The sequence below is a fragment of the Aedoeadaptatus acetigenes genome (assembly GCF_025566985.1).
Lineage (GTDB): Bacteria > Bacillota > Clostridia > Tissierellales > Peptoniphilaceae > Aedoeadaptatus > Aedoeadaptatus acetigenes.
Genome location: NZ_JAOQJD010000008.1, coordinates 60,130 through 79,087 on the forward strand (window position 1 = coordinate 60,130; position 18,958 = coordinate 79,087).

The window sequence follows — 18,958 nt, forward strand, 5'->3', positions numbered from 1 at the left end:
TTAATATAACATTCCTGTCTTACAAAGTACTTACAAGACTTCTTACTGTTTTGTAAGATAAAAAAGACTTCTCACAAGGGGAAGTCTACTGAAAGTTTTATTCTATTTTCGTTCAATGATGCTTTTACATTGCCACCATGTTTTTCTATAATTTCTCTGGCTATATAAAGACCTAAACCCAAACCGTCCTTGGAAACTGAATTTTTGCCCCTATAAAACCTTTCAAATATTTTTGGCAAAGCTTCTTCTGATACGTCTTGGCACTCATTCTCTATGTCTATATTGTAATTCAGGTAAGATTTATAAACTGAAATAGTGATAGTAGACCCATTTGGCGAGTATTTTATGGCATTATCTATTAGATTATGGATTGCTTCTTTAAGCCATCTTTCGTCTATATCAAAAATTAAGTCTTCATCTTTCAAAATAACTCTTATATTTTTTTCCGATAAGATGGTTGCAAACTCTTCTAAAACCTCTTTTACTACGTCTTTTAGATTTACTGGACTTATTTGTAGTCCAATAATGTCAGTTTCAAGTCTAGAAGATTTTACAAGAGTATCGATTAAAAATTTTAGTTTCTCTAACTCATATTTTATAATTTCAATATACTCATCTTTTGGATCTTCTTCTAAGAGACTCATGTATAGAGAAAGGTTGGCGATTGGCGTCTTGGTTTGATGAGATATGTCTGCTATTAAATCTCTTGTTTTATTTTTTTCTGCATTTATTTTCGCTTCTTTTATTTGGCTGGCATATAAGAATTTAATGAGTTTTGATTTAATTTTAGATAATTCTTTTTCATCAAATTCAGTAGTTTCTAAATCTCCGGCTAAAGCCTTGTCAATATAAGCTGAAAATTCACGCATTTCATTTCTCAAGACGATGTATTTAAATGCAAGAATTCCAATTATAATTACTAGAATACTTATTAATAATTCCATTTATAGCCAACTCCAAAGACTGTATCTATAGGGTCATAAGGTTTTAATTTGTTTCTGATTCTAGAAATATTGACACTCAATGTATTTTGATCAATAAATTCATCATCTGTTCCCCAAACAAAATCAAATAGCAATTCCTTAGTTATAACTTGAGACTTGTTTTTTATTAGATAGTACAACAGTTTTGTCTCGGTCCTTGTGAAATCTATGTTTTTATTACCTACATAGAAAATATTTTTATTGAAATCAAAGTCTAGACCCTCTTTCTTATAAAGATTTAAATCACAAGACACTATTTTTTCAAAGGCTCTTTTTATCTTTGCTTCTAGGATTCCTAGAGAAAAAGGTTTGGTTAAATAGTCGTCTGCCCCTAAATTTATGGCTGAAATGATATATGCTTCTAAATCTATAGCTGATAAAACTATAATAGGAATTGACGAACCTTGTCTCGTGTATTCTATTATTTCAAGTCCATCTCCATCCGGCAAATTCATATCAAGTAAAATCAAATCGGTATCATCAATAAAAGTTTTGGCTTCACTCATTGTGCTTACAGAGAAAACCTCATAGTCCTTATTCAAAGCGATTGAGAGACCTTTATTTAAATTTTTATCATCTTCGATTATTAGTATCTTTTTCATGCCTTTTACCACCATATTCCACATCCATTATTATAAATTTTATATCGAACTCTTAAAAAATCGACACAAAGATAAATACCTTCATGCCGTTTAAATATTATAGGATGAAGTCTTTCATTAAAAGGATCTAAAACCGCCTTGTTATCTTGTCATCTTTCATCTGAAGAAGACATGCTATTCATTTTTGCCCATAAGGACGTAAGGCAGTGCCACGAGAAACACGCCGCCTAAAATATTTCCCAAGGTGACGGTTAAAAGATTATACATATAAGCCCCTGCGGTCATGGCCGTGTGCGGTGCGAGAAAATCCAAAGTGAGCAAGGTCATATTGGCGACGGAGTGTTCGAAGCCTGCCGTGAAGAAGATGACGATGATCCAGAAGATCATAATCAGTTTCCCCGACTCCGAGGCCATTTTTATGGAGCACCACACGCCGAGGCATACGAGCATATTACATAATGCGGCGCGAAGAAGCAGCGCACCGAAGGGAATGCTCACCTTTGCCGCAGCCGCCTTCGCCACCGTCTCGCAAAAAGCCTCGGTCATGAGCCCGGTGCGGGAAAAAATCCAGGCGAGAAGAATGCTTCCCAGCCAATTGCCCGCATAGCAAATCAGCCAGAGCTTCAGCACCTCCTTGGCCGACACGGTTTTTTTCAAAAAGCCCGTGGCCATAATCATGTTGTTGCCCGTAAAAAGCTCCGCCCCGGCCATAACGACCAAACTCAAGGCACAGGCGAAGGACATGCCCATGAAGAGCTTCATGAGAGGCAAGGAGCCCATGGAGCCAATGGTAAAGGAAAGCAAAATACCGAAACCGATGTACATGCCCGCCATAAGGGATGAGACGAAATAGCCGCCGGGATTTTCCCTTAAAAAGCGAACCTTGTCCGCCGCCGCTTGCCCGACGCGGTCGACTTCATTTTTAAACATAAACACCTCCTACAAAAACCAATCCTTTTTCGATGCTATTTATTTTACCACCTCTTGCGATCAAAATGAAAAGAGACCCTTTCGAGTCTCTTAATCATGTTACGATGCCGCCGATTCACCGGATGTGGGTTCGCCGCCACCCAATGCCTCTCGCCTGTTTTCCTGACGCGCTTCTTCCGCTTGTTTCAGGCGGTTGTACGCGTGCATAATCAGGGCAACGGTTACGACGCCGTAGGAGATGAAGGTACGGAAGTACTCGCCCATCATGGCGTCGCCGGTAAGGATCCGGCCGGCTTGGGGCAGGATAATAAACATTAAGTGGAACAGCATGGTTCCCAAAACGGCGTTGGGAATGGAGGCCCGCATAACACTGGCGCCGCCGACGAGGATGGAGGCCGCCGCGTAAAGGGCCGCTTGGTCTTGCCCGGCGTAGGTAGCCAGGGTACCGATGTTTTGCAGATAGATAATTTGCCCGTAGCACGCCAGTACCGTGGAGATGACGATGGATTGTACCCGCACTTTGTCGGAGTAGATCCCGGCATTTCTGGAAATGACTTGGTCCATGCCGACGGCCTTCATGTCGTGGCCCAGCTTGGTCTTTTTGAACCATACGATAAACACGCAGAGCAGGGCGATGATCAAAATCGTCACCACGGGGATGTCGATGTTGACGGACTGTTTCGCCGTCACGGGGAAATTAATGTTGTAGAGCAGAATGTTGTCGATGGCATGACCCGTCGTCAGGGTGATTGAGTTTTTAATCCCGTAGCCCTTCGACAAAATCATGGATTGATTGTGCATGGGCACAAGTGACCCGCACAGGTAGAGCAAAAAGAGCATGTACACGCCCAGCATAAAGAAGGCGAGCATCATGGAGGTGATCATTTCTCGACCTCGGGCACGGTTTAAGACGTGGCCGGAGAATTTACCCAGCATAATGGCGATGGGCGTTCCGATTAATACGGCGACCAAGATACCTGCCGGGCCGGTGATGCCCCAGTCTTGGGCGAAGATCAGACCGATTTGGCCGCTCATGGCTCCCAAGGGGATACCGAAGTTGATCCCCATGCCGGCGATAATGGGAATAATAAGGGAAAGGACGAGGAAGGTGTTGCGCACCATGCGCTTGCCGATTTCCGACGTCACATAACTTAAGGGGGGCTTTGCGATCCATAAGCCGATGGCGATGATGATTGTAAAGAGAATCGGCACGGCGTATCGCGACAGCTTTGATGTAAAGGACTTATTCATTGCGATTCCTCCTGGTCAATGCGTAGACGATCATACCGTTGGTGACGATCAATCTGAGAACTTCCGACACGTCGATGTTAATGGCGCCGTTGATGACTGTCGGCGTCAAGGTAATAATCCCCTGGAACAGGAAGGTCCCGATGATGACATTGGGGATCGTCGCCTTGTTAATGCTGGCACCGCCGATTAAGAGGGCCGCGACGGTTTGGAAGGTAAAGGACAGGGGCGATTGATAGAGCTGAATAAATCCGTAGGATTGTTGATAGACGATAATGCCCACAGCGGCGATGACGGTGGAAAGAATGACCGAGAACAGGCGCATGCGGTTGATGTTAATGCCCCCGGCTCTGGCATATTCCGGGTTCGATCCCACGGCGGTCATGGCCGTACCGGTTTTCGTACGGAAGAAGGCCCACACGGCCAGTGCCAGGATGGCGAAGATCAAGTACATTCCCACGGGAATGCGCACGCCGAAAATGTGGAAGCTTAAGAAGTCCGTCAAGACGCCGGTGGAGGTTCTCGTTCCCGCCGCATCCACGGCGCTGTTCATCCAGTAATCGGCGACGGGAATTTGTTGGGAAAGGCCCTTGCCGGCGTAACTTAATACGGAAACCGGGTTTTTGTAGGGCAGGATCAAGTAGATCATACACATAAATGCCGTAAAGGAATAGCCGACGTAGGTGGCGATCAACATTTCGTCGCCTTTGATTTTGTTTAACAAAACGCCGTAACCCCATCCGAAGACGATGGCCACCAAGGCGCCTAAAAGCATCCCTAAGAAGATGCCGGCAAAACCCGTGAGACCGAATTCGATGCTGGTGACACCGCCTAAGATGCCGGCGACGACGCCGATGGGCAAACCGAAGTTCAGCCCGCAGCCCGATTGGACCATGGGAATCAAACTAAGAACTAGGATTGAGAACATGCCGAAGCGCGCCAGGACGTTTTCGACGGAATCGCCCAGGGACACGCCGGCGGCAGGCGCCGCCACGAAGAGGGCCAATAGGAACAGACCGATGATCAGTCGAGGCAGCCCGATTCGTTGAATCCATGTTTTATTCAAGAGTATCCACCTCTACTTTCTCACCACTCATTAACAAGCCGAATTTTCTCGGATCTTCCGTCGCAGGCAAGATCCCCGCGATGCGCCCTTCACAGATGACGGCGATGCGGTCGCAAATGCTGCGCAATTCTTCCAGTTCCGAAGAGATCATGACGATGGTCGTCTCTTCTTCCCGATTGATTTTTTCAAGAGCGTTTAACACCAATTCTTTGGCGCCGATGTCAATCCCCCGGGTGGGCTCCGATACAAACAGAAGCTCCGGATCCATGCACAGGGCCTTGGCGAGGCAGACTTTTTGTTGATTGCCCCCGGAAAGGTTCCCGGCCTTTTGATCGCCGCCGGTGGTTTTAATGGCTAGGGACTGAATGTATTCGTCAGAGACGCGACGCATTTCCGCTTCGTCTCTGAAGCGCATCCCGAGGACGCGTTTCACGAATTTATTTTGCACCTGCATGGCGTTAAAGGAAATGTTCCAGTAAATGGGCTCGTCCAGCAAGAGGCCCACGCCCCGACGGTCTTCGGAAACAAAGGCGATTTTGCTTTTTAATATTTTATTGGTGTTTCCGAGCTCCAAGGGCTTTCCGTGAAATTCCACGGAGCCCGTGACGGGATAGGTGCCCAAGATGCCGTTGGCGATGCCGAGTTTGCCTTGGCCGGCGAGACCGGCGATGCCTAAGATCTCCCCTTCACAGACGTCGAGATTCACATCGTAAACCTGTTCGCCGGGCATGTCCACGGCCAGGTTCCGAATGCTGAGGGCCACTTCCTCAGAAGTCTTTCTTCGTTCTTCTCTCGCTTCGGGACGAATGCCGTTTTCACGGCCCACCATCCACGCGGCGATTTGGTCGATATTGAGACCTTCGTTTTTTCGGCGTTCCACGATTTCGCCGTCTCTTAAGACGACGATGGAATCGCACACATTTAAGATCTCTCTCAACCGGTGGGTAATGAAGATAATGGCGATGCCCAAATCCGACAATCGTTTCAAGGCCGCCATCAGTTGGTCGGCTTCCGATTCCGTCAAGACGGCGGTGGGCTCGTCCATAATAATAAGCTTCACATCTTCCCGGGTAATTTCCCGAGCGATTTCGATAAACTGTTTATGACCTACGGGCATTTCAGACACCATCCCTCTCGGGTCGATGGCCACGCCTAAGGTATCAAGGGATTCGCCGGAGAGGGCGATGTTTGCCTCCGTGTCAATGGTGGCGTACTTCTTTCCGAAGATGGAAGAGATCACCGATTGCTTGGTTCGCTCCATATTAAACGTAATGTTTTCGGCGGCGGTAAAACCGGGAATTAAGTTAAATTCCTGATGCACCATGCCGATCCCCGCATCCAACGCGTCGATGGGGGATTTAAAGTCGATGGGCTCTCCGTTCAGTAAAATTTCTCCGTCGAAGCCGCCGGTGTCCCGGATGACTTCCATTCCGAAGATAATGTTCATTAAGGTCGATTTGCCTGCGCCGTTTTCGCCGACGAGCCCGAGAATTTCCCCGGGCGCCAGGGCGAAGCTCACGTCTCTCAATACGACGTTTTCTCCAAAGCGCTTTTCGACATGTCGAACCTCCAACATGTTCTCAGCCAAAATTTACCTCCTAACAGGAAATAAACCAACGAAAATCGCTGGTTTATCTCCGATGCGTATGCTCGTCTAGTGACGATTATTCACCTGTTTCGCCTTCCGCTTGTTCTTGCGATGCTTTAATGGCATCCAAGTCGATATTCATGGTCATGTATTTTTCAGGTACTTCGACCTTATCCATGCCCAGGTAACCCTTGCCGTAGACGTAGGTATCTTGCGCGAGCAGGACGTGATTGTCTTTCTTTTCGCCGGATGCGCGGTCGACGTAGTTGACGGCCATCCATTTTGCACCTTCGGTGTAATTGTCGATGCAGTCGATGATGTTGTCGATGTTGGTGAGTTCCATTTTGCCGTGGAGAACTTCTTGAACTAAGTCAACGGCACCTAAGGTGAGGGAGTAACCTAAGGAGTATGCCCAGGTACCCATGCGACCGGAACCGCCGGCTGCGACGACTGCTTTTTCGACTTCGGCGTTGATGGCTTGCCAGTCACCGGCCTTGTCTTGAATGTCGACGGAGAATGCTTTCGGATAACCCATAATCGGAGAAGGTAAGTCTTGTTCGACGAAGATGGCGCCGCCGGCTGCGACCCCTCTTAACAAGGGTTCCGTGTGGGCGTCGTTGGTACAGAAGAACGCCGTGTCCTTGCCGTACTTGTCGATCCAGGGTTGAATGTTTTCTGCGATGTATTGTTGTGCGCCGGGAACACCGATGTCGGTGGTCGGGTCGGGAGCGTTTAAGGAAATAAATTCAAGACCTAAGTCCTTGCAGGCTTCTTCCATAATGGCACGGCGAAGAGCCAAAAGCTCGATGGACATGTGGCGGGGGAAGGTAATGTGTGCAAACTTCGTTGCGCCCATGTCTTTTGCAGCCTTGATGATGCGGTAGCCGCGGCTGACGTTGTCGGCGTCTAATACTAAGTCCGAGCTGTTTTCAGCCATGACCGTATCTTCTTGAGCCGTCAAGTTAATTAAGATAATGTCCGGGCGTTTGGCGCGGATTTGTTGGAATGCGGCGGAAGTTCCGGGAACCGCTTGGTTCACGATGACAGCGCGCATGTCCGGGTCGTCTGCCATGGCGACGATTTTGGAAATGGTGGTTTCTTGTTCCGCTTCGAAACGGTCGGGATAGGTGTCGTGGCGAATCATGCCGCCTTCGTCGGCGTTGCCGTATTTCTTAATGGCTTCTTGAGCCGCACGGAATTCGTCTTCCGCTTGGGATACGGTACCGGTTACAATACCGATATGGATCGTGTCGCCGTCTTTTAAGGTTTCGTATTTTGCACGCGTGGCTTCTTGGGGCGCATCTTTGCCGCCGTTGTCGCCGGCTTTTCCGGTATCGACTTTGGTGCAGGCTGCCGTGAACACTAACAGCATCATGGCTACGAGAGCCATGGACAGAATGCGTCTTCTTCTTAGTTTCATAGTCATCTCTCCTAAATCCCTAAGTATTTTTTCTGCACTTAAGTTTTTCCTTAAGTTGCTAATATTCTAGTCTACTAAAGTCCGAAAGTCAAGGAATTATAAAAGTCTTTTCTAGTTTCCCTCTTGAAACAATTTATAATAAAAAATCTTCCCCGTCGCAAAAAGGACAGAGAAGATTTTTTCTCGTTTGTCTACATAATTTTGGTCTCTTCCAAACGCTCCATAAAGCGGTCGTTCAATTTTACAATGGGCTTTCTGAGAACGAGGCCGAGCACCAACGATCCGATCAGATAGATTTGAAGGATCAAAAGGGACCGAGTGTAGGTTGCGCCGTAAAAACCGGCGATGGTTTCTTTCATGGCATTCATGCTGTGTACGAAGGGCAGGAAGGGATACATGGTCCTGAAAAATTTCGGCGCCACGTCGATGGGAAAGGTCCCGCCGCTGCCCGCCACCTGAATCACCATGAGCACGACGCAGATAGCTTTTCCGATGTCGCCGAAGGAGACGGTCAGGGTGTAGATGACCATGGTAAATACCATGGACGCCACCCAGGTTGTAAAGAGAAAATGAGCCGGATGCAAACACTGAATATCCAAAAAGTACAGGTCGCCCAGGGCGATGAGCAGGCTTTGGATGGTGGCGATAATCAGAAACAGACTGAGCCTTCCCAAATACTGCTCGTGGGGCTTAAATTCGCCGTATTTTTCTTCGTAGGACGCCGGCGTCTTCACGTCGATCAACGCCACCTGGATGACCGCGCCGACCCACAGTGCCAAGGTCGTGTAGAAGGCCGCCATGGCCGATCCGTAGTTTTCCACGGCAAATATGTGGTGGATGCGCGTCTGCATGGGCTTGGCGAGAAATTGGCTCAACTGTTTCGTATCTTCCGATAAAAAGAGTTTTATCTTGTCCACGCCTTCGGAATTTTCCAATACCACGGTTTTGTCGTAGAGGTCGTCGACGGATTGTTTCGCCCCGTCGATTAAATCAATGGAACGATCCATATGATTTGATAGATCGGACAAATTTCCCTGAAGCCGGGCCGACAGGCGGGCCACTTCCTTCGCCGACTGACGGGCATCGGCCCAGAGTTTTTCTGTATCTTTGCCCACGCCGTCCAATTGATTTTGAACGGAATCCAAACGCGCAAACATGGTTTCGTTGATTTCCCGGCGAAGGGCATCTAAATTCTCTTGGTTTCTCTCTTTGCTGTCGAGAAATTCACGGCGCAAGGCGGCGATGTCTTCGTAGGCTTCGGCCTCCCCGTCGTCCACGGCCTTAAGATCCTTGAGCATGGCCTCTTCGTAGCCTTTGCTTCGGCAAATTTTTTCCGCTGCCCGTTCCAAGCCCATAAGGGGAATGGGGAGTTCGTCATTGAGATCCGTGATTTTTCTCACCATCTCTTCTTTGTCTTTGATGTCCTGTTCCAAGGTGCTGATCACGGCCCGACGATTGGCCACAAAGCGGTCGCGCTTCGCTTCTCCGTCTTCGAAAAGGTCGTCCACGTCGCCGCCTAATTTTTCCATGTAGGCAATGTTTTTATCCAAAGCCGTTTCCATGTTTCGGCGAAAGAGGTTTAATGTGGATTTTAATTCATTTAAATCCTTTCGATCTTCCTTCATTCGCCCCATGTTTTCGTCCAGGGCGCTTTTGGACGTATCCATGAGATTGTCGCCGCTTTTCATGACCACTTTCGAGGCCTCGGCCAATTGTTTAAAGGAGCGCAGGGTGGCGGCCTGCACACTTAAGGCGTCGCTGCTTTGGCCCAATTGTTGCTGCAGCTGATCCCACAGGGCGTCGGTGCGGGCATTTTCCCCGTCTTCTTTGAACGTCAGGAGGGAATCGAAGACCGTGTCGTAGAGGGTTTTCGTGAAGGTTTCTTTCACCCAATCGGTCAGATTGCCCGCTTCTTTTCCCACAACTTTCGGGGCGATGGCGTTTTTCTTTTCGTTGACGTAGTACTCCAGCTCCGGCGCTTCGCCTCCCGGAGACAGGAATGAAAACATCTTTTCACTGAAATCGGCGGGAATAATAATGGCGGCGTAATAGGTGCCGCTTTTCACACCTTCTACGGCATCTTCCCGATCCGTAAAGATCCAATTCACCGTCTCTTCCACGGCGAGGTTCATTTTCAGCTTCTCGCCGATGTCAAAGGTTTTGGGAATCAAGGTGGGCTCGTAACCCTTATCTTCATTGACCACGGCCATGGGAATGTTCTCCGTATGTTTGTAAGGATCCCAGGAGGCGGCAATGTTAAACCAGGCGTAGAGGCAGGGAATCAAACTAATGCCCAAAAACAACACGAGGACAATGCTGTTGTTTTTAATTCTGGAAAAATCTTCCTTAATATGGTTCTTAATTTTATTCATGGGCGTCCCTCTCTTTCAGTCGATCCAGTACTTCCGATTCGGAAAGGGCTAACCACTCTGCTTCCACTTCGTAGCGACGGCGGTAATATTCAAGCCAAATCAAATAGGTGGCAAAGGCGATGATGGAGGCGACCCAAATGACCAGGTAGCGAATCTTTGTGTCCATGCCCAGGAGCAGACAGAGGGAAATGCCGGGCACCAGGGCCAAGGCCACAAAGGCATAGTACTTCTTTTTTTCGTAGCCGGCAAAGAAGCGCGCGTGCTTATCCTTCACCTGCGCCAAGCCTCGAGTATCTTGGGATAAAATCATGGGGATCAAGTCGCCGCTCATAATGCTTTGTTTCTCCGGAAGGTCGCCGTGGATCAACTCGCTTTCCGCCAGTTTTAAATCGAAAATATGGTTGAGGCCGCCGAAGATCCGAGGACCGACCAGGCCGATGAAAAGAGACAGGGGCAAATAGGCCAGCAATATCAGCCAATATTTTCCCAAGTGGAATCCATACACGCCGAGCATGGCCTCCCGCATGGCGTCGATGCCGTAGTGGAAGGGCAGCGCGGGATAGATGGAGCGGAAAAAGGGCGCCATCATTTCGATGGGATAGGTGCCGGAGGCGCCGGGAATTTGCAAGATCAGCACGATAACGGCGATGGCCTTGCCGATGTTTCTGAAAGTGGCCGCCAAGGAATAGATCATGGACACATAGGCCAGGGAGGACAAGAGGGCCGTTAGCACAAAGAGGAAGGGATGGGCGCACTGAACCTTTAAAAGCCACAGGTCGCCGACACTGACGATAAGGGCCTGAATCAGGCCGATCGAGGCAAAGAGGGCCCAGCGGCCGACGTAGGCTCCTTTAAAGCTCAAAGGTTCCACGGACTCGTCTCTGTCTACGTCGATTTTTATAATCGAAATAAGAATCATGCCGCCGACCCAAAGGGCCAGGTTCGTGAAAAAGGGCGTCATGGCGCTGCCGTAGTTCTCGCTTTGATAAACCACGTGTTCGTTGATCTTCACCGGACTTTCCATGAAGGTGGTAAAGGTGTTTTCGTCGAAGATGGTGGCCCGGCGAATTTTTTCATAGAGGGGACCGCGGTCCAATTGCCCCAAATCCTTTTGTAGGCCGGAAATGCTGTTTTGGGCGCGTCCAAGACTTTCCAAGCTATTTTCCACGGTTTTGTGGGCTTCGCCGGTCATAGCCTCCATGTCGCCGAGCAGGCGATCAAATTCGTCCAGGAGCACGGGCATGGTGGATAAGCTTGCAGAAAAATGTCCTTCCACTTGATTCAGCAAATCGAAGCTTTGATTCATGATCGGAGGAACGCTGTTCCTAAAGTCCAGCCTTAAATCGTCGAGGGCGTCGGAGGATTCCTTCAGGCGATTTTGAATCGTGCGGTGGTTGTCTTCCAGAGAGATCCTCGCCGATTTTATGGCCGCATTTTGCTCCCTCGCGGCGTCCAAGAGGGCGCCGTTCCTTTTATTGATTTGCTGCCAACGCCCTACGACATCCAAGGGCCGCGCCTCTTTCGGTATGGGCGAGAGCGTGTCCAAATCCCTGAGAATTCGTCTGTTTATGTCGTTAATCAATTCCATGTCCACGAGACTGCGCTCGATGCGCTGTTTTTCATAAGTAAAGTCTCGGTCCAAAGATAAGTACTTTTTCTCGGAATAGGTGTCGGCCATGCGCCCCATGCGATTCATGTCGTCCATCATGTTTTCGTAGGCGCCGGCGATCTTTTCACTTTGCCGACGAGTCTCTTCCAAAAGCGCCGAGGCTTCATCTAAAGTGATTTCGCCTTTTTTCACCGCATCCTTTAAAGCCGTGACGTCCTTGCGGGCGCCGCGGCTCAATTCCGACAGGCGATTCAGCTCGTCGTCCATGTTTTTTAACACCGTTTCATATTCCGTCAGGTTTTGACTCACCTTGCCCAGACTTTGAATGGCGTCGTCGCGCTTTTCCTCCGTCTCGCCGCGGAAATCCGTCGTGGCCTTCGCCACTTTTTCCCCTAAAATCTCCGAACTCATGGCCACGAAGCGACTGTCAATTTGCGCTTCCAGGGTGCCGAGCCCTGTGGAGGTGATCTTCGGCGCGATGGCATTGAGTTTTTCGTTGACATAGTAATCCAGGGCCGGGAAGCGAATGGCGCCTTCATCTAAAATGGACAGAAAAGACGAGGAAAAATCCGAAGGAATGACGATGGCGGCGTAGTAATCCCCCGCCTTTACTCCCTCGATGGCCGTCTCTTTATCCACAAAGGTCCACCCGAGCTGGTCGTTCTTTTTTAGTTCCGCCACGATTTCGTCGCCGGCATTAAGGTCCTTCCCCTGAAAGGGCACGGCGGTGTCTTCGTTGGCGATAGCGATCTTTACCTGATCCAAATTTCCGTAGGGATCCATGTTTGCGGCAATATTAAACCACGCGTAAAAAGACGGAAGCAAAGAAATGCCCACGAGAACGAGAAGTGCCGCCTCGTTGGTCAGTATCCGCTTAAAATCCCGTTTTAAAATTGTCATTACTTTTTTCATAAAGGCTCTTTCCAATATACGATTGATCCGTACCGGTCGCTAAATGGTTTTCTCCGATTTATAATTCTTACCCGCCACAGGGGCAAATACACAATCTTCCGTTCTTTTCCCTCTCCATTTATTTCCCTTATTTTGAAAATAAAAAAAGACAGGCCTCAAATCAAAACAGGATCTCCGCAGAGATCCCATGGCTGTTCATCTATGATTGTTTTACATTGCGAATTAACTTCGTAAAAAGCAGAAGCAGGCCGCCGAAGAGGACGCCGATAATCAGGCCCTTTGCCAATGTCAGCGCAAAAAAGAACAGCGACAAAGCGACGATAAGCCCGCCGTGAAGCATCGGCCCGCCGAAGAGCACTTCTTCGCCTTCGGGAGATATGCCCCGGCCGCGGCGCAATTCAAGGTGAAAGACGACAAAGCCGATGCCCGCAAGGGCCATGCCCCATGCGGCGATGAAATTCGTGGTCGCCCGCATAAATCCCGCGGCCATTACCCCTTGCCTCAATAAAATCATGGCGATGCCGAGAATGGCATAGCTTCGTAATCTTTTTTTATTCAAACTTTGCAAATTGATTCCCCATTTCTTTCACGGTTTTCTACATGATTTTAACACAAATCTCATAAAGGGCAATGAAAAAAAGCGCAGATTCCTCCGCGCCTTTGTGTCTTAACCGATAAGCATAAAAATGAAGTGCGCTGCGATGCCCGCCGCCAAGCCGCCGATGGTGTGGGACAAAATTGCTTTGCCCGCCAATTCTCTGGAGTCCAAGGCGTCCATCATGGCGATGTGGGTGCTTAAATAGCCGGACCAACACATGCCCATGGCCGTAAAGACGGCGATGTCGTTGGGCAGGGCCACGCCCGTTGCGATAAAGTTCGGTACGAGGGAAATCGCCGCACCGACGGCGCCAAGTGCCGTAATGGGAAAGGCAATGGCTTCCGGCGATTGGAATCCGAAGATCGGTTCAAAGATAAATTGCAGCTTTTGACCGACCAAGGGCAAAAATTCCACGCCTTCATAGGCCGCGCCGGTGTATTGGCCACCCTCGCCGGGTCCGAAAGTAATCATCATGACGAAAGTACAGACGATGAGCACGCCGGGGATGACGGACACGCCCATATCCACGCCGTTTCTTCCCCCTTCGAGGAGCGCATCCAAGGTGCGTTGGAAGAGATTGCCTTCGCGAATGTAGCGGAATTCATTTTTGCCTTCGAGATCTTCCGCCGTCAAGGTTTCGTCGTAGGGATCTTCAGCCACGTCGCCGTAATATTTTTTCGTTTGAATCAGCATCAGGCGCACGCTGACGACGGAGCCGATGACGGCGCCGAGATTTCCGATAATGGCCGGCGCGATAAATTCCTCGCCTTGGGCAATCATAAAGGTGGTGACGATGAGGCCCATGCCGAAAGAAGTCCCTAAATTGCAAAGGGCGGGCACTTGATACTTTCTAAAGTACTGGGTAAAGGTCTTGTCCTTTGCAAAGGAAATAATCGCCGGATTGTCCGACAAAAAGGTGGCCACGGCACCGGTGACGCTGGCACCGGGAAGTCCCCAGACGGGTTTCATCAAGGGCGCGAAGATTTTATTAATCAGGGCGATGGCGCCGAATTCCGACATGACGCCGCTAATGGCGCCTGCCAACACGGCCATGGCCATAATTAAAAAGACCGTCGACAAGAGCAGATCGTGGGCCGTGGCCATCATGGTCTTGAACATCATGCCGACGCCCATTTTGTGACCGATTAAATAGAATCCGCCGAGAAGTATAACGAGAAACACAAAGGTCTCGACACCTATGGCTTTTACTTTCTTCTTTCCGTTCATGCTGTCCATAAAAACCTCCGTACACCTGTTTGCGCCTAAATTTTTCGGATTCATCTCCGGTAACAGAGAATTGATTATTTAAATGTATATTATAATCGAATTTCTCTACGAGATCAATCAAATCTTCACGGCCTCTTAAGGAAAAATAAATCGCCCAACTCCTTTTTTATGACGACTTTTTCTACGAGAATTTATCTCTTCTTTCAATTAACTACGTCTCGATGAAAAGCATTCTATGAACCGGAATCCCGACCCCGACCGTCCTTCCCGTCAAAAATAATTTTTCCTCCTCTCTTTCTTACGGGCGTAAACCTCCGCCTTCGGATTCGTTTTTATCGTCGATGCGGCGATTCGCTTCCCTTGTTTCGTCGACTTTCCCGCCTGCCGAAGATACACGCGCCAAATCGGGCCGGGTTAACCATTGCAACGGCTGTCCCTAAAAAAATCCGGCGATCGAATCATTCGACCCGCGCGTTTTAAGGAAGATTCGTCATTTTTCTCACCTTTGATTTAAAAAACAGCCGAAAATTTTTGCCTCGGACCGTGAAAGTTTTAACTTCCCCCTTTTCCTTCGTTCATTTTTTTGTTTTTTCAATTTACATCCGCCAATATTGTTGTTTGTCGACAAAATTCTTTAGAAATTATGCTTTTTCACAATTTTCTGAAAATCAGCTATCATTTTTCGACGCCTTTGTATATAATGTTTTTCGAGGACGGGGAATTCAGCCTGATAACGTTTTCATGTTCGGGCCGCACCCCGCACCTGTCGGTTCCGCCGACGATTGGACATAATACTCGCAAGAATATTAAGGAGTGTGTACATGACCGAAAAAGTCTATAAGTCTATGGACGGTAACGAAGCGGCGGCTTACGTCTCTTACGCATTTACCGAAGTAGCAGCAATTTTCCCGATTACCCCTTCTTCCCCCATGGCAGCTTCAGTCGACAGCTGGTCTGCTGACGGAAAGAAGAATCTTTTCGGACAAGAAGTACGTTTAGTAGAAATGCAAGCTGAAGCCGGTGCTGCAGCTACCCTGCACGGCTCTTTGGAAGCGGGCGCATTGACCACGACCTACACCGCATCGCAAGGTCTTGCTCTCATGATCCCCAGTATGTTCCGTACCGCCGGTTCTCTGTACCCGGGCGTTATGCACGTTGCCGCACGTACCTTAGGTTCCCACGTTCTTTCTATTTACGGGGATCATTCGGACGTTATGGCTTGCCGTCAAACAGGCTGGGCCATGCTCGCATCCGGCGATGTTCAAGAAACCATGAACTTGGCCGCCGTCGCCCACTTGGCAGCCATTGAAGGCTCCGTACCCTTCATGCATTTCTTCGACGGTTTCAGAACCTCTCACGAAATTCAAAAAGTCGAAGTCTTCGATTACGAAGATCTGGGCAATCTCTTAAACTGGGATGCCGTGGAACACTACAAACAAAACGCCATGAATCCGGAACGCCCGAAACAAAGAGGGATCGTTCAAAACCCGGATACTTACTTCCAATCCAGAGAATCCATTAACGTTTTCTACGACCGTCTGCCTGAAATCGTAGAAAGCTACATGAATAAAGTCAACGAATTAAAGGGCACGGACTACCGCCTCTTTAATTACTACGGCGCAGATGATGCAGAACACGTCATCGTCGGTATGGGCTCCGTCAGCGGTTTGGTAAAAGACACCGTCGACCGTTTAAATGAAGAAGGCCAAAAGACCGGTTACTTACAAGTACACCTCTTCCGCCCCTTCTCCAAGAAGCATTTCTTAGCTGAAATGCCCAAGAGCGTCAAACGGATTTCCGTCATCGACCGTACCAAGGAACCGGGCGGCAGAGATCCCTTGTTCTTAGATGTTTCCGCTGTTTACAACAACATGGAAAATGCGCCTGAAATTTACGGTGGCCGCTACGGTCTTTCCTCCAAAGACGTGGACCACGCACAAATTAACGCCATTTTCGAAAACCTGAATCAAAACGAACCGAAAGACGACTTCACCGTCGGTATCGTCGACGACGTTACCTATCGTTCCTTACCGGTGGATCGCAGCTTCGTTATTCGCAATCCCAAGATCATCAACTGCAAGTTCTGGGGTCTCGGCGGCGACGGTACCGTCGGTGCCAACAAAAACTCCATTAAGATCATTGGCGACAACACGGATATGTATGTACAAGCGTACTTCGAATACGACGCCAAGAAGACCGGCGGGATCACCAAATCCAACCTACGCTTCGGCCACGAACCGATTCGCAACAGCAACGCCGTCACCTATGGCGACTTTATCGCTTGCCACAACCAAAGCTACATTTCCCGTTACGACATCGTCAACGAAATTCGTCCGGGCGGCGTCTTCTTGTTGAACACCACTTGGGACGACGAAACCCTTGTCAGCCACCTGCCCAACAAGGTTAAGAAATACCTGGCTGAAAACGACATTCAATTCTACACCATCGACGCTGTTGAATTGGCTGAAGAAATCGGCTTAGGTCGTCGTACCAACACGATTCTGCAATCCGCATTCTTTAAGCTCGCAGAAATCATCCCCATGGATGAAGCCGAACGCTTGATGAAGGAATTCGCAAAGAAATCTTACGGCAAAAAAGGCGAAAAAGTCGTCAACATGAACTACAAGGCCATCGAAGTGGGCTATCAAAACCTCCGCAAATTCGAAGTACCGGCCGAATGGAAGAACCTCACCGTGGAAAAACCGGAAGTCGATCCGACCTTATCCGACTACGTCCGCAACATGATGCTTCCCATTACGGAACTTCACGGGGACGACCTGCCCGTATCCGCATTTAAAGGCTACGAATCCGGCTTCATTCCCTTGGGTACCTCGAAATTCGAAAAACGGGGCATCGCCGTTCACGTTCCTCGTTGGCAACCGGATAACTGTATCCAATGTAACCAATGTTCTTTCGTCTGCCCTCACGCAGCCATTCGCCCCTTCTTGTTAGATGAAGAAGAAGCAAAGAACAAACCCGAAAACTTCCGCACGCTCCCCGCGAAGGGCTTCAAAGAATACGAATTCGCCATTCAAGTGGATCCCCTCGACTGTACGGGATGCGGCAACTGTGTTCAAACCTGCCCGGCCAAGGAAAAAGCCCTGGTCTTCGAAGATTTCGAAACACAACTTCCGGAACAAGAAAACTGGGATTACGCCATGACCTTGTCCCACAAGAAAAACCCCATGGACAAGTTCACTATCAAGGGTAGTCAATTCGAACAACCGCTCCTCGAATTCTCGGGCGCATGTGCCGGCTGTTCCGAATCTCCCTATGCGAAACTTCTCACCCAACTCTTCGGCGACAGAATGTACATCGCCAATGCGACGGGTTGTTCCCAAGCTTGGGGCTGCGCATTCCCCATCGCACCTTACACCACCAACCACCAAGGCTTCGGTCCCGCATGGTCCAACTTGTTGTTTGAAAACAATGCGGAATTCTGCTTAGGTCTATACCTGGCTACCGGTCAACAACGTGAAAAAGTGGCCATGGAACTCGAAAAGGTCAATGCCGCCATCGACGACAAGGAAGCAAAAGCCGCTTTTAAAGAATGGGTCGACAACTACAATGTCGGCGAAGGCACCCGCGAACGCAGCGACGCTGTGATCGAAGCGCTGAAACGCCTGGATCTCGACGGCGAAGCATTGAAGGCAAGAGACTATGTCCTCGCCCACAAAGAACAACTCACCAAGAAATCCTTCTGGATGTACGGCGGCGACGGCTGGGCTTATGACATCGGCTACGGCGGATTGGACCACGTCCTCGCAACAGGCGCCGACTTAAACGTCCTCGTCGTTGACAACGAACTTTACGCCAACACCGGCGGTCAATCCTCGAAAGCTACCCCGAAGGGTGCTGTCGTACAATTTGCCGCTGCAGGTAAGAAGACCGCGAAGAAAGACTTGGGTCTGTTGGCCATGAGCTACCGCGACATCTACGTCGCCAAGGTCGCCCTCGGTGCCAATATGAACCACTTAATCAAGGTCATTAAAGAAGCCGAAGCTTACGACGGACCCTCTCTCATCGTCGCATACTCGCCCTGTATCAACCACGGTATTACCAAGGGCATGGCTTATGCTACGAAACAACAAAAAGAAGCCGTCGAAAGTAACTACTGGCAACTGTACCACTACAATCCCGAGCTCATCGCCAAGGGCGAAAATCCCTTCAGCATGGATTCCAAGGAACCCTCCAAGTCCTACCGCGAATTCCTTATGAGCGAAAACCGTTACGCATCCCTGCTCCGTCGCTCCCCCGAAGAAGGCGAAGAACTTCTCGACGCTTCGGAAGAAGATGCAAGACAAACCTACAAACGCTACAAAGAACTGTCTGAAGAAGACTAATCTTCAACTGAATCACAAAGACCCTCGCCTCGGCGAGGGTCTTTTCTTGCGCAAAAAAGC

Annotated in this window: 12 protein-coding genes; 1 reads left to right on the plus strand and 11 read right to left on the minus strand. The window is 49.1% G+C overall.

The window, feature by feature from the left end; translation table 11 throughout:
- Positions 1–71 precede the first annotated feature (71 nt).
- The 11 genes from OCV31_RS05670 to OCV31_RS05720 all read right to left on the minus strand — a co-directional run bounded on the left by OCV31_RS05670 (position 72) and on the right by OCV31_RS05720 (position 14,564).
- Positions 72–944, minus strand: coding sequence for a sensor histidine kinase (locus tag OCV31_RS05670; protein ID WP_148473330.1), 873 nt, complete (start codon positions 942–944; stop codon positions 72–74).
- Positions 932–1,585 (minus strand): response regulator transcription factor, encoded by a 654-nt coding sequence (locus tag OCV31_RS05675; RefSeq protein WP_148473332.1) that lies wholly within the window; start codon positions 1,583–1,585, stop codon positions 932–934. The genes OCV31_RS05670 and OCV31_RS05675 overlap by 13 nt, the downstream gene beginning before the upstream one ends.
- Before the next feature lie 174 nt (positions 1,586–1,759).
- On the minus strand, positions 1,760–2,515 hold the full coding sequence (locus OCV31_RS05680) for a formate/nitrite transporter family protein (RefSeq protein ID WP_148473335.1): 756 nt from the start codon (positions 2,513–2,515) through the stop codon (positions 1,760–1,762).
- Between the two features lie 99 nt (positions 2,516–2,614).
- Complete coding sequence (locus tag OCV31_RS05685; RefSeq protein WP_148473337.1) at positions 2,615–3,766, minus strand: ABC transporter permease subunit; 1,152 nt, start codon at positions 3,764–3,766, stop codon at positions 2,615–2,617.
- Positions 3,759–4,829, minus strand: a complete 1,071-nt coding sequence (locus OCV31_RS05690; protein WP_267303827.1) for an ABC transporter permease subunit — start codon at positions 4,827–4,829, stop codon at positions 3,759–3,761. Before OCV31_RS05690 ends, OCV31_RS05685 begins: the two co-directional genes overlap by 8 nt.
- A complete protein-coding gene (locus OCV31_RS05695) occupies positions 4,822–6,417 on the minus strand; it encodes a sugar ABC transporter ATP-binding protein (RefSeq protein ID WP_148473341.1) in 1,596 nt (531 codons plus the stop codon). The genes OCV31_RS05690 and OCV31_RS05695 overlap by 8 nt, the downstream gene beginning before the upstream one ends.
- Positions 6,418–6,493: 76 nt before the next feature.
- Positions 6,494–7,837, minus strand: a complete 1,344-nt coding sequence (locus OCV31_RS05700) for a DUF3798 domain-containing protein (protein ID WP_148473343.1) — start codon at positions 7,835–7,837, stop codon at positions 6,494–6,496.
- Positions 7,838–8,028: 191 nt separating this feature from the next.
- The gene (locus OCV31_RS05705) at positions 8,029–10,209 is read right to left on the minus strand and encodes a YhgE/Pip domain-containing protein (protein WP_148473345.1); all 2,181 of its coding nucleotides are present in this window, start codon (positions 10,207–10,209) and stop codon (positions 8,029–8,031) included.
- On the minus strand, positions 10,202–12,718 hold the full coding sequence (locus OCV31_RS05710; protein WP_267303828.1) for a YhgE/Pip domain-containing protein: 2,517 nt from the start codon (positions 12,716–12,718) through the stop codon (positions 10,202–10,204). Before OCV31_RS05710 ends, OCV31_RS05705 begins: the two co-directional genes overlap by 8 nt.
- A gap of 211 nt (positions 12,719–12,929) precedes the next feature.
- Positions 12,930–13,289, minus strand: a complete 360-nt coding sequence (locus OCV31_RS05715) for a hypothetical protein (protein WP_148473349.1) — start codon at positions 13,287–13,289, stop codon at positions 12,930–12,932.
- A gap of 108 nt (positions 13,290–13,397) precedes the next feature.
- Positions 13,398–14,564 (minus strand): CD0519/CD1768 family membrane protein, encoded by a 1,167-nt coding sequence (locus tag OCV31_RS05720; RefSeq protein ID WP_267303829.1) that lies wholly within the window; start codon positions 14,562–14,564, stop codon positions 13,398–13,400.
- Positions 14,565–15,376: 812 nt separating this feature from the next.
- Between OCV31_RS05720 and nifJ the strand changes: the two genes are divergently transcribed.
- Positions 15,377–18,898, plus strand: a complete 3,522-nt coding sequence (gene nifJ / locus OCV31_RS05725) for a pyruvate:ferredoxin (flavodoxin) oxidoreductase (RefSeq protein WP_148473352.1) — start codon at positions 15,377–15,379, stop codon at positions 18,896–18,898.
- The last annotated feature ends 60 nt before the right edge of the window (positions 18,899–18,958 follow it).